This window comes from Streptomyces marokkonensis (assembly GCF_039539045.1).
Lineage (GTDB): Bacteria > Actinomycetota > Actinomycetes > Streptomycetales > Streptomycetaceae > Streptomyces > Streptomyces marokkonensis.
Map to the genome: position 1 here is coordinate 16,287 of NZ_BAABCQ010000033.1, position 18,863 is coordinate 35,149.

Sequence of the window (18,863 nt, forward strand, 5' to 3'; positions counted from 1 at the left end):
GGTCCCCGATCGCCCGTGACGTGAAGAGTCGGTGGGCGACAGGTCCAGGCTCCAGGCTCCGGGAGTTCATGACGCTGAAGATGCGGTGGGCGCCGACGAGGTCCGGGGGACCACGACCAGGAACGTCCGCTCGGCGAGCCTCCGGGCCGGCGCCGGCCGACTCTCTCCTCCGGCAGCGCGGGCAGACTGCGGTGCAGGGCGGTCGCGTCGCACGGCCTTCTGCGCGTCGGTCCGCAAGCCTTCCGGCTCGAGCGCCGGCAGCGTCTCCACAACGCCCGCGCTCTGCGCCTGCTTCTCGAAGAAGTCGACGTCGCGGCTCCGCAGGGTGAGCCGCGGCCTCGGGGGAAGCCTGCGGATCTCGGCTGCCGGCTCCGTCATGAGGCCGTCGAGATCGCCACGCAGGTCCGTGTCGTCCGTGTTCGAGCCGCGGGTCTTGCGAAGACGATCTCCACCGGGTCACGGATCTGTGCCGGCCGGTGATGTTGGCGGGAGGTGCCGACCCGGGCCGGGCACGATGTCCGCTCCCGGTGCCGCGCGGGGCCGGTGTGCCGGGGGCGCACCGGGCCCGGGCCCCGAATTCCCGGGCCGGACGGCGCCGAGTGAGAGGCGCGGCAGGGTGCGGGAGCCGACCGCCTTCCTCGGGACGGTCCGCGGCGTACCGGGGTTTTGTGTAACAGCAGTGTCCGGAGCGGTGGTGGCGTGGAACGGGTCGTGGGGCGGACGTGTCTTGGTGATCAGAAACGCTCGCTCGTACCGACGGGGTCCGACAGGGACCGGGCGGCCGACACGATCCACAGAGACTGAGGAAGTAACGATGCGCGTTCGCAAGCTCACCTTCGCCGCCCTGGCCGTCGCCGCGGGGCTCTCGCTCACGGCCTGCAACGGCGACGACGGCGCGGCACAGAGCGACGGGGCGTCCTCCTCCGCCGCCTCCTCCTCCACCTCGGACACCGCCTCGGGTTCCGCCGGTTCGGAGCAGGGCTCCGAGCAGGAAGGATCCGAGCAGGGCGGTTCGGAGCAGGGCGGGGGTACGGACGCCGCCGGGGGCGGTACCGACACGGGCGCCGCGGGCGGCAAGTGCCGTACCGACGAACTGGAGATCAGCGCGTCGGACGCCACCATCGGCGGTGACGAGGAAGGCTCGGTCGCGGTCACGTTCAAGAACGGTGGCGGCCGCGACTGTGCCTTGAACGGGTACGCGGGCGTCGACCTGAAGACCAGCGCGGGGGATCTGTCCGCCGAGCGCAGTGACCAGGCGTCCGACCCCATGACGCTCAAGGACGGTGAGTCGGTGTCCTTCGGCATCTTCTACCCGCTCAACGACTCGGGCGGCTCCGGCGTCAGGATCACCGACCTCGTGGTGACCCCGCCGAACGAGACGAAGTCGGTCACCCTCGCGTGGCCGGGCGCCGGCACCCTGCCCGTCACCGACGGCACCGGCTCCCCCGTCACGGTCGGCCCGATGGGCAGCGCGGGCCAGGGCGGGGCGAGCTGACCCGTTGGCCCGGATTTCCGCCGCCGGAAGGGACGGCTTGGCCCATCGAGACGGTGGTGCCGGACCTGATGATCAACGTCTCGGCGACGCTGTGTTCGGACACTAGGATCCCGCCATGGCGGAACCCGTGAGTCCTCAACAGGACAGTGTCAGTGGCATATCCCTTTCGCTGTTGAGACGGCCGTACGCATGCCGGCGACGGCGGCTCCTCATCAGCGCGGGAGCCGCTCTGGGAGTGGTCGCCACAGTGCTCTTCGTCGCTTCCGGTCCCGAGCCCGGTGATCACGCACCGACGGTGGTGTGCTCCGACACGGGCAACACCAGCCTGACCGCCGACGTGGACGCGGACGGGCGCCTGGACGAGTTGCGCGACCCCGACCGCTCGGGAAAGGTCTCCGTCCTCTTCAGCCGGGCCGACGACCGCGTCGAGGTCGGTGTCGGCGAGGCGATCGGCGTATGGCAGAAGGCCCGCGGCCTGGTGACGCCGGACCTGGAGACCCGGGGCACGTTCGGCGACTTCGACGGCGACGGCTACCTCGATCTGGCGTTGTTCCACAGCCAGGACGACATCGGGGACAGTCCCCGCCCCAACCTGCTCGTGCATGAGGTGCGTTACGGACCGCTCGCCCGGGACCTGAGCGGCAGCCGGAGCGGCACCATCCGCGTTCAGAGCCCGCTCTTCGTCGCCGCGGTGCGTGCGACCGACGAGAACCGGGACGGGCGCGCCGAGCTGCACGTCTTCCAGTCCGTCGGAGACGGGGGCTACAAGCATTACGTCGGCCGCCAGAAGGACGGCGGCGTGACCCTGAGCGGGGACGACACCGACTACTACGGCAGTGGCGACTGGGACAAACTCCAGCCGGGGTGGAGCGACTTCGGCTCTTGTGTATACACCACCCCCGAGGGCACGCCATCGGTTCGGAAATCACCTTGGATGTCACGCCCACATCAGTAGTGAGGCGAGAGTGACGGCTGCCCGGGCAGCGCTCGGCGCAGGTGGCGGCAGACGAGTCGGGCTGTACGCCGGGTTCTGTTCCGGTGGGTCCTCGCGGGCCCGCCGGCGACGGCCATCCATCTAGGACCGGCGTTGCCACCGGTCTCGTGCGGTCTACCCGCGAACTCGGGCGGGCAGCCCTCGAACGTCCGCGCAGAGACACCGGGGTGTCTCCTTTTGACCTTGCTCCGGGTGGGGTTTACCTAGCTGCCCAGGTCGCCCTGGGCACTGGTGGTCTCTTACACCACCGTTTCACCCTTACCGGAGACCGAAGCCTCCGGCGGTCTGCTTTCTGTGGCACTGTCCCGCGGGTCACCCCGGGTGGCCGTTAGCCATCACCCTGCCCTGTGGAGCCCGGACGTTCCTCGGGAAGTCCCGCAAGGGACTCCACGCGGCCGCCCGCCCGGCTCGTCTGCCGTGTGGACCATGGTACCGGGCGTGGCGGGGACGTACGGACGGCCTCGGAGGAAGCCGGGCTCGTCGCGCTTGACCCTGTCGCAACGTCAACGTCTTCACTGAGGTCATGCGAATCGGAGAGCTCGCCGACGCTGTCGGCGTCACCACGCGGACCGTGCGGCACTACCACCATCAGGGCCTGCTGCCCGAGCCGGAGCGGCTGGCCAACGGTTATCGGACGTACACCCTGCGGCACGTCGTCGTGCTCGCCCGGATCCGGCGGCTGACCGAGCTGGGGCTCGGGCTGGCGGAGGTGCGGGACGTGCTTGCGGACGAGGCCGGAAAGGATCTGGCCGAGGTACTGGAAGAACTGGACGTGGATCTGGCGCGGCAGGAGGCGGCGATCCGGGAGCGCCGGGCGCGGTTGCGGGCGCTGCTGGAGACGGAGGGCGCGCTGCCGCCCGAGGGGCCGGTGTCGGCGGAGCTGGCCGAGCTGTTCGCCGGTATGGGGGACGTCTCCGGCTCTCCCATGGCCGTACGGGACCGGGAGATGCTGGCGCTGCTGGAGAGCACGGTGGCGCCGGAGGAGCGGGAGGGGCTGCTGGCCGCGCTGCGCGACGGTCTGGGCTCGCCGGAGGCGGTGGCGCGGGCCCACCGTGCCTACGCGCTGCTCGACGAGCTGGCCGACGCCGGCGCCGACGATCCGCGGGTGGCTCGGGCGGCGCGGGTGCTCGCCGGCTGCCTGCCCGAGGGACTGCTGCCCGAGGAGGGCGTCGTACTGGACCCCGGCTCCGGCTCCGGCTCCGGCTCCGGCCCTGGCTCCGGCTCCGGCTCCGGTTTCCTGGGGGCCCTGTACGCCGACTTCGCGCCGGGGCAGGCGGAGGCGATCCGGCAGGCCATGGAAATCGCGTCGAGGGGGCGGCGGTCATGAGGGGCTCGTCCTTCGTCACACTCCCGCACCTCATGGTCCGGCACGAGCTGCGGCTGCTGGCCGGTCTGTGGCTGTGGGCGGCGCGGCGGACCGACGGGGCGACGGCCGGTGGGGCCGTGTTCGGGTACGCGCGGGGGCAGGGCGCGATGATGGCCGGGTTCGGGTTCGTGTGCGTGGTCGAGACGGTGATGCTGTCCTTGCTGCTGCGCGACTGGCCCACCGTGCACCTCGTGGTGCTGGTGCTGGACGTGTACACCATCGTCTTCGTCGCCGGGCTGCACGCCGCTTCCGTGGTCCGCCCGCACGTCCTGGACCCGGATGCCGGCACCCTGCGCGTACGACAGGCCGTGCACGTCGACGTACGGATACCGCTGGAGCGGATCGCCTCCGTGCGGCGCGAGCTGCGGACGACGCACGAGCGGGGGGCGGACGGTGAGCTCGATCTCGTCGTGGGTGCGCAGACCTCCGTCACGATCGAGCTCGCCGAGCCCGTCGCCCACGTCACCTTCCTCGGCCGGCGGCGCGAGGTGCGCGTCGTGCGCTTTCACGCCGACGACGCCGGTGGTCTCGTACGGGCCGTCGAGCGGGCGCGGGACGGGTACGCCGTACCCTGACCAGGAGCCTCCTGGGGTGATGGAGCCCGGGAGCGCGGAGTGAAGGAGTGTCTGTGCTTGTCCTGCTGCCCCCGTCGGAGGGCAAGGCCGCGTCCGGTCGGGGCGCCCCGCTGAAGACCGGGTCGCTGTCCCTGCCGGGGCTCACCCTCGCCCGGGAGACCGTCCTCGGCGAACTGGTCGAGCTGTGCGCCGGTGACGAGGAGAAGGCGCGCGAGGTGCTCGGGCTGAGCGAGGGGCTGCGCGGCGAGGTCGCCAAGAACACGGAGCTGCGGACGGCGGGGGCGCGTCCGGCCGGGGAGATCTACACCGGCGTGCTGTACGACGCCCTGGACCTGGCCTCGCTGGACGCGGCGGCCAGGAAGCGGGCCGCCCGTTCGCTGCTCGTGTTCTCCGGGCTGTGGGGTGCGGTGCGGGTGACCGACCGGATTCCCTCCTACCGGTGCTCGATGGGCGTGAGGCTTCCCGGGCTCGGGGCGTTGGGCGCGTACTGGCGGGCGCCGATGGCCGAGGTGCTGCCCGAGGTGGCCGGGGACCGTCTGGTGCTGGACCTGCGCTCGTCGGCGTACGCGGCGGCGTGGAAGCCGAAGGGTGAGCTCGCCGGGCGGACGGCGACCGTGCGGGTGCTGCACGCGCCGACCCGGAAGGTGGTCAGCCACTTCAACAAGGCGACCAAGGGACGGATCGTACGGAGCCTGTTGGCGTCCGCGAGCGCGCCCGAGGGGCCTGCGGAGCTGGTGGAGGCGCTGCGGGACCTGGGGTACGAGGTGGAGGCCCAGGCGCCCGCGAAGGCGGGGAAGCCGTGGTCGCTGGACGTGCTGGTGGCGGAGGTCCACTGAGCCGCCGACCTTCCGGTCGTTGCGTATGTCGCAACGGTTATTGCACAGGGCGCTTGTCGGCGGCACGATGAGGGCATGACCTCTCCCCTGCCCTCCTCCCCCCACGCCTCGACGCCGTCGGTGCTGGATCTCGCGCCCGTCGTGCCCGTCGTGGTCGTCGACGACCTCGCCGACGCCGTGCCGCTCGCCCGGGCACTCGTCGCCGGCGGGCTGCCCGCGATCGAGGTGACGCTGCGGACGCCGGTCGCCCTCGACGCGATCCGCGCCATCGCCGGTGAGGTGCCGGGCGCGGTGGTCGGCGCGGGCACCGTCATCACGCCGGAGCAGGTCGGGGAGGTCGTGGCGGCCGGGGCGCGGTTCCTGGTCAGCCCGGGGTGGACGGACGGGCTGCTGGCGGCGATGCGGGCGTCCGGGGTGCCGTTCCTGCCGGGGGTGTCGACCACCTCGGAGGTGGTGGCGCTGCTGGAGCACGGGGTGCGGGAGATGAAGTTCTTCCCGGCCGAGGCCGCGGGCGGCACCGCCTACCTCAAGGCACTCGCCGCTCCGCTGCCGCAGGCCCGCTTCTGCCCCACCGGCGGCATCACCCCGGCCTCCGCGCCGGAGTACCTGGCGCTGCCCAACGTCGGCTGCGTCGGGGGCAGCTGGATGCTCCCGAAGGACGCGGTGGCCGGCCGTGACTGGGGGCGCGTGGAGGCGCTGGCCCGGGAGGCGGCTGGGCTCAGCGCAGGTGGGACGTGTCGTTGAACAGCCGGACGCTGGCGCCGCCGTCCGCGTAGTACGCCACCGCCGACAGCGAGGCCGCCGACAGTTCCATGCGGAACAGCGACTCGGGCGGGGCGCCCAGGGCGAGCCGTACGAACGTCTTGATCGGCGTCACGTGGGAGACCAGCAGCACCGTGCGGCCCGCGTACGCCGCGGCCAGCCGGTCGCGGGTGGCGGCGACCCGGGCGCCGGTGGCCGCGAAGCTCTCGCCGCCGCCGGTCGGCTCGGCGTCCGGGGAGGAGAGCCAGGCGTCCATGTCCTCGGGATACCGCTCGCGCACCTCGCCGAAGGTGAGCCCCTCCCAGGCGCCGAAGTCGGTCTCCCGCAGGCCCTCGTCGACCATCACCTCCAGGCCGAGGCGGGCGGCGACGATGCCCGCCGTCTCGCGCGTGCGGGCCAGCGGGGAGGCCACGACCGCCTGGATCGTGCCGCGCCGGGCGAGGCTCTCGGCGACCTTCCCGGCCTGTTCCCGGCCCACGGAGGACAGGGACGGATCGCTGCCGCCGCTTCCGGAGAACCGCTTCTGCGGGGTGAGGGGCGTCTCGCCGTGCCGGAGCAGGACGAAGGTGGCGGGGGCGCCCATGTCGGGGGGTCCCCAGCCGGGTGAGGCCACGGTCTTCGCGGCCCGCACGTCGTCGTCGTCGGCGGCGGCAGCAGGGTGAGGGACGCCGGTGGTCTCGGCGTCCGTCCGGGCCGTCTGAGCGATACGTTCGCCCACGGCGGCGCCGACACCGGCACCGGCACCGGCACCGGCACCGGCACCGGGATCGGCATCCCCCGCCTCCACGGCCCCCGCCGCCGCGCCCGCGTCCAGTTCCGCCGTCGACGTGGACGCGGACCACTGCTCGCCGCGGGCCCCCGCGTCCATCGCCTCGTTGGCCAGACGGTCGGCGTGCTTGTTGCTCGCGCGGGGGATCCACTCGTACGTCACCCGCCCCGGCGGGAAGACGCGTGCCGCCTGGGCCGCCAGCGGCTTCATGTCGGGGTGCTTGATCTTCCAGCGGCCCGACATCTGCTCGACGACGAGCTTGGAGTCCATCCGGACGTGGACGGTCGCGTCCGGGTCCAGCTCCCGCGCCGCGCGCAGACCGGCCAGCAGGCCCCGGTACTCGGCCACGTTGTTCGTGACGACGCCGAGGTACTCGGCGGCCTCGGTCAGGGTCTGCCCGGTCGCCGCGTCCAGGACGACGGCCCCGTAGCCCGCGGGCCCCGGGTTGCCCCGCGACCCGCCGTCGGCCTCGACGACGAACTTCCGCGCCGGGACCGCCGCCGGACCTGTCACCGTGCCCACCCCCTGGCCCGCCTGTCGACCCGACACGGGATCTGCCACCGAAACGGCTCCCCTACAGCCCGGAGTCGGCCGTGCGCACCAGGATGCGGCGGCAGTTCTCGCAGCGTACGACCGTGTCGGGCGCCGCCGAGCGGATCTCGCTCAGCTCGGTGATCGCCAGCTCCTGGCGGCATCCCTGGCAGCCGCGCTGGTACAGCTTGGCCGCACCGACGCCGCCCTGCTGCTCGCGCAGCTTCTCGTAGAGCTTCAGCAGGTCCGCGGGGACCGAGCCCGCGATGACCTCGCGCTCCTTGGTCACCGAGGCCGCCTCGCCGTCCAGCTCCTCGACGGCGGCGTCCCGGCGCGCGGCGGCGTCGTCGGCCTTGCCCTGCACCGCGCCGACCCGCTCGGTCAGCTCGGCGACCCGCTCCTGCGCGGACTCGCGGCGCTCCATCACCTCCAGGACGACGTCCTCGAGGTCGCCCTGCCGCTTGGCAAGGGAAATGATCTCGCTCTGGAGGTTCTCCAGGTCCTTGGGGGAGGTGACGGCGCCGGAGTCCAGGCGCTGCTGGTCGCGGGTGGCGCGCTGGCGCACCTGGTCCACGTCCTGCTCGGCCTTGGTCTGCTCGCGGGCGCAGTCGCTCTCCTCGGTCTGCGCGGCGACGAGCAGGTCGCGCAGCTGCGTGAGGTCCTTGGTCAGCGAGTCGATCTCGGCGTGCTCGGGCAGGGACCTGCGCTTGTGCGCGAGCTGCTGGAGCCGCACGTCCAGGCCCTGGACGTCGAGGAGTCGGATCTGGTCGGCGGGCGCGGCTTTCAGTTGGGGGCTCCCATTGTGTTGGAGGTCGGGGCGGACGCCGCGTGGGCGGTCCAGGGGTCGGTGACCGTCTTGGAGACGTGGACCCTGAGGTCCCAGCCGTGCCGGTCGGAGATCTCGTCGAGCTGGGCCGCGCCCAGCTCGCACCAGGGCCACTCGGTGGCCCAGTGCGCCGCGTCGAGCAGCGCGAGGGGACTGTGGGCGCGATCAGCGGTGAACTCGGACACCGGGTGGTGGCGCAGGTCCGCGGTGAGGAAGGCGTCGACACCGGCTGCCCGGACGTGGCCGAAGAGGCTGTCGCCGGAGCCGCCGCTGACGGCGACCGTGCGGACGGTGGCCTCGGAGTCGCCGGCGACGCGGATGCCCTGCGCGGTGGCGGGCAGCCGCTCGGCGGCACGGGCGGCGAACTCCCGCACGGTCAGCGGGTGCTCCAGCTCGCACACGCGGCCGAGACCGCGGCGCCCCTCGGGGTCGGTCGGGTCCGGCACCAGGGGACGTACGACGCGCAGGTCGAGCGCGCCGGCCAGCGCGTCGGAGACGCCCGGGTCGGCGGTGTCGGCGTTGGTGTGGGCGACGTGCAGGGCGATGTCGTTCTTGATGAGCGTGTGCACCACGCGGCCCTTGAAGGTGGAGGCCGCGACCGTCGTCGTCCCCCGCAGATACAGCGGGTGATGGGTGACGAGCAGGTCGGCGCCCAGCTTCACCGCCTCGTCGACGGTCTCCTGGACCGGGTCGACGGCGAACAGGACCCGCGAGACCTCCTGGTCGGGGTCGCCCACGACGGTGCCGACCGCGTCCCAGGACTCGGCCCGCTCGGCGGGCCACAGGTTCTCCAGCGCGGCGATTACTTCTGACAGACGGGGCACGGATGCAAGGCTACCTGGAGGTTCTGCGCCGCTGTACCCACAGCACGCCCCCCGCGACCGCACCACTCCCGCGCAGCACACACCGCACCCTTCCCTCAGGCGAATCGTTCCTGTGCCACACGTATGTGTGATGCGGACTGTCGCCGGTCCCCCGCCCGTGCGTACGAAACTAGCTTCGTCGCTGGAGGTGACCGAACGATGACGGTCTGTGCAATCGAGCCTTCGGCGGACCCCGGGAACGGCGGCCCCCGGCGGGCGGCCTGCAGCATCACCGCGGAGGGCGCCTACGCCGCGCGCCTCGCCCTGCGCGGAGACTCCTGGTACCCGGAGCGCTGGACCCTGGACGGCCCCGAACCGTACGCGGTGCCGCTGCCCGGCCATCAGCCGGAGGAGCCCGGCACCGACGTGCAGCCGATGAGTGACGGACGGGTCCTGGTCCACCGCGTCGCGGCCGGGCGGCACGTCTTCTCGCTGCTGTATCCGACCGGGCCCGGCACCGGCGAGCTGTCGCTCGGCGCGGTCGAGTGCCCGTCGGACACCACCGCGCTGCGGCTGCTGCCGCCGGTTCCCGGTGGCGAGCGGGCGTACGCCCTCGCGGTCGGCCCGCGTGCGTCGGTGCTGTGGCAGGTCGCGGGCGGCCTCTTCGGTCCTCTGCGGGTCGCCGAGATCCCCGGCCGCTGCTCGGGCGGGGTCTGGCTGGACCGCACGGGCCGGATACTCGCCGTGGACCGGGAGACCGGCGGGCGCACCAAGGCGGTCGTGGTGGATCTGGAGCGGGCCGGCGAGGTGTCGCCGCTGTTGCAGATCGCCGCGGACAGCGACGACCGGATACTGCTGGCCGACCCGGACAGCGGGCTGGTGCTGATCCGCTCCGACGCGCCCTCGCCGGGGCACGAACGACTCGGCTGGGGCGTCCTGGGCAGCACGCTGCCGGTGCGCTTTCCTGAGTGCCTGCGGCTGCCGGACTGCGTCGTCACACCGTTCGCGATCCAGCCGGGCCAGGCGCTCACGCCGGAGCGCTGCGCGGTGGCGCTGCGCCTGGACGGCGCGTTCGGCAGCTGGGTCGGCGTATGGCGGCCCGACGAACGGCAGGTGCGTCACCTTCCGGCCCCCGAGGGATGGCTGCCGGGGGCCGGGCTGTGGACCGCGGACGGGGAGCTGCGCCTGCCGTGCGCCACACCACAGTCGCCGTGCGGTGTGGCGCGGCTGACCGCACGCGCGGCGGGCGACGGGCCGCGGACGGGGGATCTGGGCGGTCCAATGGGCGCGGGGGGCGCCAGGGACCCTGGCAGCCCGGGGGACGCGGGCGGTTCAGGGGGCGCGGGCGGCCCGGGGGGCGCGGGACTCGTGATGGACGCGGAACTCGCGATGGGTGCGAGGGGTGCGAGGGGTGCGGGGGGCGCGATGGATGCCACGCCTGCGCGGGACGCTGAAGGCGCGCGCGATGCGGAGTACACGGCTCCGGACAACCCTGACGGAAGGGGCGAAGCGGGCGCCGAGGCGTCCGCTTCACCCCGCCCCGTACCGCTGCAACAGGCCCCGCTGGCACAGCTTGTAACGAAGTAGTGCCGGTTGGCGTGGTCGCCTGGATTCGGGCCGAGGTGTGCCGGTTACACTCGCCCGGCTGTAGGAAAGATCATGTTGACGGGGTGAATTCCTTCCGATGAACGACGCCAGCACGACCCAGCCGATACAGGCCGCCGGTGCCGACGTTCTCGAGACCGACACCGGCCACGGCCGGCACCGAGGTCCGGTCTCCAGTCAGGACGACGCGGCGACTCCACGGGGCCGCCACCGCAAACCGGCCGAAGAGGCCGACACGGCGGCCTGACGGCACGTCAGAGGCAAAGAGTACGAAGCAGGAACAAGAAGCGAGCAAGCAAGCGGCTCCGGCCCCGTCCGTCACTCCGACGGACGGGGCCGTTGCCGTGGGCCGTCGTCGTCACCCTTACCGGAATCCGTACCGGACGACGGTGTCGGCGAGGACCGGCGCGTCGTCCCGGTCCACGGCGCTCACGGCCACCCGCACCGCGCCACCGGCCACCCGCACCGCGCCACCGGCCGCCGGCACCGCGCCACCGGCCGCCGGCACCGCGCCGCCGGACGTCCACGCCGCGCCGCCGGACGTCGGCTCTTCGGAGCGCCACATGCGCACCCGCAGTGTCTCCCCCGGATACACGACCCCGGCGAACCGCGCGCGGTACTCGCGCACCCTGGTCACGTCACCCTCCAGCAGCGAGTCGACGACCGACTTGAGCGTGCCGCCGTAGGTGCACAGCCCGTGCAGGACGGGCCGTTCGAAGCCGGCGCGCGCGGCGAACTCCGGGTCGGCGTGCAGGGGGTTCCAGTCGCCGGAGAGCCGGTAGAGCAGGGCCTGGTCCTCGCGTACGGATCGCTCGGCCACGTGGTCCGGCGCCGCGGCCGGCGGCGGCACCGTGCGCCCGGACGGTCCCCGCTCACCGCCCCAGCCGCCTTCTCCGCGTACGAAGACCTCGGCCTCGTCGGTCCACAGCGGCCCGCCCTCGTCGGTGACCTCGGTGCGCAGGACGAGGACGGCCGCCGTGCCCTTGTCGTACGCGGCGACGACGCGCGAGGCCGCGCTCGCCCGGCCCCGCACCGGAACGGGCCGGTGCAGTCGCAGGCACTGCCCGCCGTGCAGGACGTGGGCGAGGTCGACGTCCACCCCGGGCACGGACAGCGCGCCGATCACACCGGGCGGACCGCCGCCGGCGACGGTGGCGAAGCTCGGCAGGACGTGCAGCCGGGACTCCAGGGTGTAGCGCAGCTCGCGTGGGTCGGTGGCGGGCAGTCCGGCGCCGATGCCTAGGTGGTAGAGCTGGACGTCCTTGTGGTCCCAGGCGATCTCGCGGACACGGGGTCCGGCGGCGAGCGCCTCGGCTGCGTCGATGGGCATGGCTCTCCCCCGGTACCGGCATCACGGACTGCCTCGTCACGACCGTACGGGACGCCGGTCACCCATGACATTTGTCCTGCCGTTCTCCGGAGAACCGCATCTGCCGCCCGCCCCCGCCGACTCCGTAGCGTCGCCCGTATGCCACCCAAGGCACCGACCACACACCCACACCACACCCCGGGGAGTCGACGGCCATGACCCGCACACAAGCACGGCGAACGGGCACGATCTCGTGCCACCCGAACGCTTGGCGGCCGGCGCGGCGGTCCACGCGACGGTCCGCAACCACCTCTCCGCGGCCATCGGCAAGACCGCCACCCGCAACCGCGCGGAGGCGCTCCGCGAGGCCCGGCACCAGGGCTGGCTCTGAGCCGGACGGAGCGGGCGGAAGCCGGTCCGCGCGGCGTCGTTCCGACGGGGCCGGGGCCCGGATCCCGATGCGCCCGGCGTCCGAGCCGACGTCATCCCCGCGCCCCGCGCTTCGCCCGCTCCCCCGGCGGCAGCCACACCCGCATCAGCACCGCCCCGGCGACCAGCACCACCGCCGCCGTGCGGAAGACCAGCGCGTACCCCTCCGTCAGCGCCACCGGCCCGGCGTCCTCTCCCCCGGCGCGGGCCGCCGCGATCGTCGACATCACGGCGAGTCCCAGCGAACCGCCCATCGTCCGCGAGGTGTTGACCAGCCCGGAGACCAGTCCCGCGTCATCGGACGCCGCTCCGGAGATGGCCAGCGACGCCAGCGGAGTCGCCGCCAGGCCCGCGCCCAGCATCATCAGCACCCCGGGGATCATGATCGCGGTGATGTAGCCCCCGTCCGCGGTCATCGTCGACTGCCAGCCGAAGCCGACCGCGGCCACGAGCGTGCCCAGCACGGCCACGTTCCGGGCCCCGATCACCCGCATGAACCGCGGTGCCGCCTTGGACGCGAGGACGACCGCCAGTGAGCTGGGCACCAGGGCGGAACCGGCCTCCAGCGGTGAGTAGCCCAGTACGTTCTGCGCGTACAGGGTCATGAAGAACCACATCGCGAACATCGACGAGCCGGACACCAGCATCGCCACGTTCGCCGACGCCACCGACCGCAGCCGCAGCAGTCCCAGCGGCATCAGCGGCGCCGCCGTCCGCGCCTCGACGAGGAGGAACAGGGCCAGCAGCGCGAGCCCGGAGAGCAACGGCACCAGCGTGGCGGCCGCCGTCCACCCCTCGGACTCGGTCTGCGAGATGCCGTAGGCCAGGGTGGCCAGGCCGGCGGTGACCAGCAGCGCGCCCGGCAGATCGAGGCGCCGTCGCTCGCCCGCCCGGCCCTCGGTCAGCCACCACGCGGCGCCGGCCAGCACCACCGCGCCCACCGGCACGTTGATCAGCAGCACCCAGCGCCACGACAGCCCGTCCACCAGGACGCCGCCGACCAGGCCGCCCGCGGCGCCGCCTCCCGCGCCCACGGCGGTCCAGGTCGCGATCGCCCGGGCCCGTGCCGGCCCCTCCGGCACCGCCGCGGTCAGGATCGTGAGCGTCGAGGGGGCGAGTACCGCCGCTCCCAGTCCCTGCGCGGCCCGTGCGGCCAGCAACTGCCAGCCCTCCTGGGCGAATCCGCCGCCCAGCGAGGCCAGCGTGAACAGTCCGAGCCCGACCAGGAACATCCGCTTGCGCCCGTACAGGTCCCCGGCCCGGCCGCCCAGCAGCATGAACCCCGCGAAGGCGATGGCGTAGGCGTTGACCACCCACTGCAGCCCCTGCGCGCTCAGTCGGAGGTCGGTCCGCATCGACGGCAGGGCGACGTTGACGACGGACACGTCGAGCACGACCAGGAACTGTCCGGCGCACGCGAGCGCCACGACCAGCCAGGTGGGTGGTGTGCCGCGGGGGGATATTCGGGCGGTGTCGGTACCGGTGGCTTCGAGCATGGGTGTCATGGTCTCAACCCGGGTGCGCCCCTTGCACCGGGATTTGGTTTCCGGTCCGTCCGGTCCGGTCCGGTCCGATCCCGTCCCGGGGCGGCCCCGGGCCCGCGGACGTGGACACTCCCCAAAGAGAAGGTCAAGAATTCGTTAGGGACTCGAAGTAACGGAATAGTTGCCCTGACGTACGAGGTTCAGCCTGCACACATACCGCGTCCGCACCTTCCGCGGCGGGCGGTTCACGCATGGCAACGCACCGCACAGCACCACAACGCACCGCAACGCATTCGCCGCTCACACCGGCCTGGAGGCCTCACTCAATGTCCGACACGACGACCGACGAGCCCGCACGGAAAGCGAGCGGGGCCACCGTCCCGGTGCTCGCCTTCGCGGGCATCGTCGTCGCGGTGATGCAGACGCTGCTCGTCCCGGTCTTCAAGGACCTGCCCCGACTTCTGGACACGGCACCCGGCAACGCCACCTGGGTCATGACCTCCACACTGCTCTCCGGAGCCGTGGCCACGCCGATCATGGGCCGGCTCGGCGACCTCTTCGGCAAGCGCCGCATGCTGATCGCCAGCCTGTCGGTGATGGTGGTGGGCGCGCTGGTCAGCGCGTTCACCGACGCCCTGCTCCCCATGATCGTCGGCCGTACCCTCCAGGGCTTCGCGATGGGCGCGATACCTCTCGGCATCGGCCTGATGCGCGACATGCTGCCCCGCGAGCGGCTCGGCTCGGCGATGGCGCTGATGAGTTCCTCGATCGGCGTCGGCGGCGGCCTGGCGCTGCCCGCCGCGGCCCTGGTCGCGCAGCACACCGACTGGCACGCCCTGTTCTACGGCGCCGCCGGCCTCGGTGTCCTCGCCATCGCCCTGACCCTCGCCGTCGTACCGGAGTCCCCGCTGCGCGCCAAGGGCTCCTTCGACCTGCCGGGGGCGCTGGGTCTGGCCGCCGGCCTGGTCCTCTTCCTCCTGCCGATCACGAAGGGCAGCGACTGGGGCTGGTCCTCGCCCACCACGCTCGGTCTGTTCGCCGCCGCCGTCGTGGTCCTGCTGCTGTGGGGCCTGATGGAGCTGCGCGTCGCGGCCCCACTGGTCGACCTGCGCACCACGGCCCGCCGCGAGGTCCTGCTCACCAACCTCGCCTCGATCATGGTCGGCGTCGCCTTCTACGTCGTCTCCCTGGTCCTGCCGCAGCTCCTCCAGCTGCCCTCCGAGACCGGCTACGGCCTCGGACAGTCGATGGTCGTCGCGGGTCTGTGCGTGGCCCCGCTCGGTCTGACGATGATGTTCACGGCACCGGTGTACGCCCGCCTGTCCGCCCGCTACGGCCCCCGGACGACCCTGCTCCTCGGCCTGCTGATCATCGCGATCGGCTACGGCGGCGGCCTCGGCCTGATGAGCGCCGCCTGGCAGACCGTCGTCACCTCGATGCTGCTCGGCGCCGGCATCGGCCTCGCCTACTCCTCGCTGCCCGCGCTGATCATCGGCGCGGTCCCGGCCTCGGAGACGGGCGCGGCCAACGGCCTCAACACCCTGATGCGGTCCATCGGTACGTCGGTGTCGAGTGCCGTCATCGGCATGGTGCTCGCCAGCACCGCGGACGACGTCGGCGGGGTCGCCGTCCCCACCATGCAGGGCTTCCGTGTCTCCTTCCTGATCGCGACCGGCGCGGTCGCCGTCGGCCTGGCACTGGCCTTCTTCCTCCCCCGCCACCGCCCGCCCACGGCCACCCGGCTGCGCGCGAGCAGCGAGGAGGACGCGAACCTGGCCCGCGCCGAGCGGGCACTGGCCGGCGGGCTCCCGTCCGACGCGGAGCCGGCCGGCTTCCGCGGCCGGGTGCTGACCGCCGACGGCGTCCCCGTCGCCCGCGCCAAGGTCACGCTGATCGACCGGCACGGCCGCCAGGCGGGGGCGACGCTCTCCGCCGGTGACGGGAGCTACGCCCTCGCCGTCCCCGCCGAGGGCCCGTACGTCCTGGCCGCCCGCGCCACGGGCCACGGCCCGCTCGCCCACTCGGCGACCCACACCGGCACGCGCCCGGTCGACCTGGACCTGTCCCTGCCGGGCGAGACGGTCTCCGCCTGACCCACCCGCCCCCTCCGGGCTGCCGCACCCCCGTCGCGGCGCGCGGCCGGGGGTGCGGCAGCATAAGGCGCCGTACGCCCGCCTCACCGAAAGGGACCCTCATGCCCGCGGCACCCACCCCCGACACCCTGGCCGCCTTCGAGGCCGCGAAGGGGTTCATGCCCGCGCACGAGGGCCTCGCCCTGTACGCGGCGGCAGTGGAGGCCGGCGGGCTCGGGCTGCCGTTGCTGGAGGTCGGCACGTACTGCGGGCGCTCCACGGTCCTGCTCGCCGACGCGGCCCGCCGGGCCGGGGTGACCGCGCTCACCGTCGACCACCACCGGGGCAGCGAGGAGCAGCAGCCGGGCTGGGAGTACCACGACCCGGACACCGTCGACCCGGAACTGGACGTGATGGACACCCTGCCCACCTTCCGCCGCACCCTCAACCGGGCCGGCCTGGAGGAGCACGTCGTGGCCCTCGTCGGCCGCTCCCCCCAGGTGGCGGCGGTCTGGAACGGCCCCCTCGGACTCGTCTTCGTCGACGGCGGCCACACCGACGAGCACGCGAACGCCGACTACGAGGGCTGGGCGCCGCACGTGGCCGACGGCGGGCTCCTGGTCATCCACGACGTCTTCCCGGACCCGGCCGACGAGTTCACCGGTCAGGCCCCGTACCGCGTCTACCTCAGGGCTCTCGCGTCCGGGGCGTTCACCGAGGTCTCCGTGACCGACTCGCTGCGCGTGCTGCGGCGAACGGGCGCGGGGATCTGAGGGCTCGGTCTAGAGTCGCTGCGTGTCGTACACAGGCCCGGACTTCGATCCACCCCAGCCCCGCCGTTCCCCGCTGCGCCGCCCGCTGACCGTGGCGATCGCCGCGCTCGTGCCCGGGGCGCTGCTCGGGTGGGGGGTGTACGCGGCGGTCGGCGGCCCGGACGACGGGGGCGGCAGCGGGGGCGGTGCGGACCGCGCGGCCGGTGTGGGTACGTCGTCACCGGCGCCGCCCTCCAGTGGTCCCGCGTCACCCACCGACGACGCCAGGACGCCCACGGACACCTCCAGGCCCACGGACACCTCCCCGTCGGCGACAGCGGCCAAGCCCTCCCCCTCGAACTCGAAGTCCGCGCCCGCCGCGGCGTCCGGCCCCCTCAGGGGCAAGGTCGTCGTCATCGACCCGGGCCACAACCCGGGCAACTTCCAGCACGCCTCCGAGATCAACCGCAAGGTGAACGTCGGCACGCACTGGAAGGAGTGCGACACCACGGGCACGGCCACCAACGCCGGCTGGCCCGAGGCGAAGTTCACCCTCGACGTGGCGCACCGGCTGCGCACGCTCCTGGAGAAGCAGGGCGCCACGGTGCGGCTGACGCAGGACGACGACCGCCCGTACGGGCCCTGCGTGGACGAGCGGGCCCGGATCGGCAACGAGGCGAAGGCGGACGCCGCGATCTCGATCCACGCCGACGGGTCGGGGGCCGGCAACCGCGGCTTCCACGTCATCCTGCCCGGCTCGGTGCGGGACGGCGACGCCGACACCCGCGCCATCGTCGCCCCCTCCGCCGAGCTCGGCCAGCGCATCGCGGGCAACTTCGTCCGCGCCACGGGCAGCGCGCCCTCCAACTACGTCGGTGGCGGCACCGGTCTCGTCACGCGCACGGACCTGGGCGGTCTCAATCTGTCAACGGTTCCCAAGGTGTTCATCGAGTGCGGCAACATGCGTGACAGCAAGGACGCGGCACTGCTGACCAGCGGTGCCTGGCGGCAGAAGGCGGCGCAAGGGATGTCTGAGGGAATCGTGAGTTTCCTGCGCGGGTAGTGGTCAGCGCGCTCATCCCTGCGGACAGCTCCGACGTACGGACGATAGTGTCGTCCGTACGATGAGGGGCCACCCCCGCGCTTCACTCCGGAACCTGACGGCGACATGGTGACAGCGACGCCTCTACCGACGACGAGACGACCTACGAAGGACCTGAAGTGAATATCCGCTCCCTCACTCGAGGCGACGGCGTGGTGATCGGAGCAGCGGTGTTGCTGTTCATCGCGTCGTTCCTCGACATCTACTCGATCGACGGTGCCCCGGACGACGCCGACATTCCCAGCCTGTGGGGCAGTGGGGCGGTCGTGCTCGGTGTCGTACTCGCGGGCATCATCGGTACCGCGCTCGTCATCGTGGCCCGCGCGCTGCCGCAGCCCAAGAAGGTGGCGGGGCTCGAACTCGGCCAGTTCGGCGTCGCGTTCACCGTCTTCGCCGCCTGGTCCGCGCTCGGCAACATCTTCGACCCGGCGGGCGCCTTCGACGGCGAAGGCGCCTTCACCAACGAGATCGGCGCCGGCACGGGCCTGATCCTCGCCCTCGTCGCCACCCTGATCATGGCCGCCGCCGCCGTCGCGACCCCCCTGGTCCCGGCCCTCAAGGGCTCCCTGATCCCGGCCGCCCGTCCGGCGGCGCCGCAGCCCTACGGCGGTCAGCCGCAGGGTGGTTACGGCTACCCGGGCGCGCAGCAGCAGCCGTACGGCGGCCAGCCGGGCCAGCCCGGTCCGGGCCAGCCGGGCCCCGGTCAGCCGGGTCAGTCCTTCGGCGGACCGCAGCCGGGGCAGCCGCAGCCGGGTCAGCCGCAGCCGCAGGCCCCGCAGGCCCCGCAGGCGGCCCAGCCGCAGCAGGCGCAGGCGCAGCCGGCCCCGGCCGGGGACTTCTCGCCGTTCTGGTTCGCCGTGCCGGTGCCGCGTCCGCTGTTCGCGGAGGACGGCTCGCCCACGCCGATCGCCGAACTGGCACCGGGCACCTGGTACCTGGCCGTCGAGCAGCGTGGCGCGAACCTGGTCGCCCAGACGCAGGACGGCCGCCGCGGTGTGCTGCAGGACACCTCGGGCATCCAGCGCGGCTGACCGCACCCGCCCACCCGCTCGGCCGTCCACCCGTTCCACGTCAACGGCCCCTCGCTCACCGGTACTTCCGGGCGAGGGGCCGTCGTCGTACGTAACGGCCGTACGTCCCGGCCGTAGGTTTC

17 protein-coding genes, 1 other RNA gene and 1 pseudogene are annotated in these 18,863 nt (G+C 73.2%); 13 read left to right on the plus strand and 6 right to left on the minus strand.

The genetic code is table 11. The features are described from left to right. The first annotated feature begins 814 nt into the window (after window positions 1-814). Entirely contained in the window at window positions 815-1,495 is a 681-nt protein-coding gene (locus ABEA26_RS11175) for a DUF4232 domain-containing protein (protein ID WP_345591526.1), read from the plus strand. Window positions 1,496-1,730: 235 nt separating this feature from the next. After that, complete coding sequence (locus ABEA26_RS11180; RefSeq protein WP_345591528.1) at window positions 1,731-2,450, plus strand: hypothetical protein; 720 nt, start codon at window positions 1,731-1,733, stop codon at window positions 2,448-2,450. Window positions 2,451-2,498: 48 nt separating this feature from the next. Here the strand turns inward: ABEA26_RS11180 and rnpB are convergent. Next, an RNA gene (gene rnpB / locus ABEA26_RS11185) (RNase P RNA component class A) lies at window positions 2,499-2,900 on the minus strand. 112 nt (window positions 2,901-3,012) lie between these two features. Here rnpB and ABEA26_RS11190 point away from each other — a divergent pair. From ABEA26_RS11190 to eda, 4 genes are all read left to right on the plus strand, one after another. Next, on the plus strand, window positions 3,013-3,816 hold the full coding sequence (locus tag ABEA26_RS11190; RefSeq protein WP_345591529.1) for a MerR family transcriptional regulator: 804 nt from the start codon (window positions 3,013-3,015) through the stop codon (window positions 3,814-3,816). Continuing rightward, window positions 3,813-4,430 carry a hypothetical protein gene (locus tag ABEA26_RS11195; protein WP_345591530.1) on the plus strand — a complete coding sequence of 206 codons (618 nt, stop codon included), beginning with the start codon at window positions 3,813-3,815 and terminating at the stop codon, window positions 4,428-4,430. The genes ABEA26_RS11190 and ABEA26_RS11195 overlap by 4 nt, the downstream gene beginning before the upstream one ends. A gap of 53 nt (window positions 4,431-4,483) precedes the next feature. Continuing rightward, window positions 4,484-5,266, plus strand: a complete 783-nt coding sequence (yaaA, locus tag ABEA26_RS11200) for a peroxide stress protein YaaA (protein WP_345591584.1) — start codon at window positions 4,484-4,486, stop codon at window positions 5,264-5,266. 75 nt (window positions 5,267-5,341) lie between these two features. Continuing rightward, the gene (gene eda / locus ABEA26_RS11205; protein WP_345591532.1) at window positions 5,342-6,010 is read left to right on the plus strand and encodes a bifunctional 4-hydroxy-2-oxoglutarate aldolase/2-dehydro-3-deoxy-phosphogluconate aldolase; all 669 of its coding nucleotides are present in this window, start codon (window positions 5,342-5,344) and stop codon (window positions 6,008-6,010) included. Here the strand turns inward: eda and ABEA26_RS11210 are convergent. The 3 genes from ABEA26_RS11210 to ABEA26_RS11220 form a co-directional block, all read right to left on the minus strand. Then, window positions 5,985-7,310 carry a bifunctional RNase H/acid phosphatase gene (locus tag ABEA26_RS11210; protein ID WP_345591586.1) on the minus strand — a complete coding sequence of 442 codons (1,326 nt, stop codon included), beginning with the start codon at window positions 7,308-7,310 and terminating at the stop codon, window positions 5,985-5,987. The genes eda and ABEA26_RS11210 overlap by 26 nt on opposite strands. A gap of 61 nt (window positions 7,311-7,371) precedes the next feature. Next, complete coding sequence (locus ABEA26_RS11215; protein ID WP_345591588.1) at window positions 7,372-8,115, minus strand: zinc ribbon domain-containing protein; 744 nt, start codon at window positions 8,113-8,115, stop codon at window positions 7,372-7,374. Then, window positions 8,112-8,978: a Nif3-like dinuclear metal center hexameric protein gene (locus ABEA26_RS11220; protein ID WP_345591534.1), complete on the minus strand. Its 867-nt coding sequence runs from the start codon at window positions 8,976-8,978 to the stop codon at window positions 8,112-8,114. The genes ABEA26_RS11215 and ABEA26_RS11220 overlap by 4 nt, the downstream gene beginning before the upstream one ends. A 198-nt stretch (window positions 8,979-9,176) precedes the next feature. On the opposite strand from ABEA26_RS11220, the gene ABEA26_RS11225 reads away from it, so the two are divergent. Further along, window positions 9,177-10,544: a hypothetical protein gene (locus tag ABEA26_RS11225; protein ID WP_345591536.1), complete on the plus strand. Its 1,368-nt coding sequence runs from the start codon at window positions 9,177-9,179 to the stop codon at window positions 10,542-10,544. Between the two features lie 97 nt (window positions 10,545-10,641). After that, window positions 10,642-10,809: a hypothetical protein gene (locus ABEA26_RS11230; protein ID WP_345591538.1), complete on the plus strand. Its 168-nt coding sequence runs from the start codon at window positions 10,642-10,644 to the stop codon at window positions 10,807-10,809. A gap of 117 nt (window positions 10,810-10,926) precedes the next feature. Here ABEA26_RS11230 and ABEA26_RS11235 read toward each other — a convergent pair whose 3' ends face one another. Then, the gene (locus tag ABEA26_RS11235; protein ID WP_345591540.1) at window positions 10,927-11,892 is read right to left on the minus strand and encodes a MaoC/PaaZ C-terminal domain-containing protein; all 966 of its coding nucleotides are present in this window, start codon (window positions 11,890-11,892) and stop codon (window positions 10,927-10,929) included. Between the two features lie 271 nt (window positions 11,893-12,163). On the opposite strand from ABEA26_RS11235, the pseudogene ABEA26_RS11240 reads away from it, so the two are divergent. Next, window positions 12,164-12,262 (plus strand): annotated as a pseudogene (locus ABEA26_RS11240) (DNA-binding response regulator); the annotation flags it as partial. 91 nt (window positions 12,263-12,353) lie between these two features. Here the strand turns inward: ABEA26_RS11240 and ABEA26_RS11245 are convergent. Next, window positions 12,354-13,796 carry an MFS transporter gene (locus ABEA26_RS11245; RefSeq protein ID WP_345591541.1) on the minus strand — a complete coding sequence of 481 codons (1,443 nt, stop codon included), beginning with the start codon at window positions 13,794-13,796 and terminating at the stop codon, window positions 12,354-12,356. 314 nt (window positions 13,797-14,110) lie between these two features. Between ABEA26_RS11245 and ABEA26_RS11250 the strand changes: the two genes are divergently transcribed. The 4 genes from ABEA26_RS11250 (at window position 14,111) to ABEA26_RS11265 (ending at window position 18,741) form a co-directional block, all read left to right on the plus strand. Next, window positions 14,111-15,877: an MFS transporter gene (locus tag ABEA26_RS11250; protein WP_345591543.1), complete on the plus strand. Its 1,767-nt coding sequence runs from the start codon at window positions 14,111-14,113 to the stop codon at window positions 15,875-15,877. Window positions 15,878-15,978: 101 nt separating this feature from the next. Next, window positions 15,979-16,629, plus strand: coding sequence for a class I SAM-dependent methyltransferase (locus ABEA26_RS11255; protein ID WP_345591545.1), 651 nt, complete (start codon window positions 15,979-15,981; stop codon window positions 16,627-16,629). 22 nt (window positions 16,630-16,651) lie between these two features. Beyond that, on the plus strand, window positions 16,652-17,671 hold the full coding sequence (locus ABEA26_RS11260) for an N-acetylmuramoyl-L-alanine amidase (protein WP_345591547.1): 1,020 nt from the start codon (window positions 16,652-16,654) through the stop codon (window positions 17,669-17,671). Between the two features lie 158 nt (window positions 17,672-17,829). Continuing rightward, window positions 17,830-18,741: a hypothetical protein gene (locus ABEA26_RS11265; protein WP_345591549.1), complete on the plus strand. Its 912-nt coding sequence runs from the start codon at window positions 17,830-17,832 to the stop codon at window positions 18,739-18,741. Window positions 18,742-18,863 lie beyond the last annotated feature (122 nt).

Excerpts from the sequence above, each read along its gene's own strand:
- ABEA26_RS11175 (WP_345591526.1), top strand. The coding sequence starts at position 815 with ATGCGCGTTCGCAAGCTCACCTTCGCCGCCCTGGCCGTCGCCGCGGGG.
- ABEA26_RS11190 (WP_345591529.1), top strand. The coding sequence starts at position 3,013 with ATGCGAATCGGAGAGCTCGCCGACGCTGTCGGCGTCACCACGCGGACC.
- ABEA26_RS11195 (WP_345591530.1), top strand. The coding sequence starts at position 3,813 with ATGAGGGGCTCGTCCTTCGTCACACTCCCGCACCTCATGGTCCGGCAC.
- eda (WP_345591532.1), top strand. The coding sequence starts at position 5,342 with ATGACCTCTCCCCTGCCCTCCTCCCCCCACGCCTCGACGCCGTCGGTG.
- ABEA26_RS11225 (WP_345591536.1), top strand. The coding sequence starts at position 9,177 with ATGACGGTCTGTGCAATCGAGCCTTCGGCGGACCCCGGGAACGGCGGC.
- ABEA26_RS11230 (WP_345591538.1), top strand. The coding sequence starts at position 10,642 with ATGAACGACGCCAGCACGACCCAGCCGATACAGGCCGCCGGTGCCGAC.
- ABEA26_RS11235 (WP_345591540.1), bottom strand. The coding sequence starts at position 11,892 with ATGCCCATCGACGCAGCCGAGGCGCTCGCCGCCGGACCCCGTGTCCGC.
- ABEA26_RS11245 (WP_345591541.1), bottom strand. The coding sequence starts at position 13,796 with ATGCTCGAAGCCACCGGTACCGACACCGCCCGAATATCCCCCCGCGGC.
- ABEA26_RS11250 (WP_345591543.1), top strand. The coding sequence starts at position 14,111 with ATGTCCGACACGACGACCGACGAGCCCGCACGGAAAGCGAGCGGGGCC.
- ABEA26_RS11255 (WP_345591545.1), top strand. The coding sequence starts at position 15,979 with ATGCCCGCGGCACCCACCCCCGACACCCTGGCCGCCTTCGAGGCCGCG.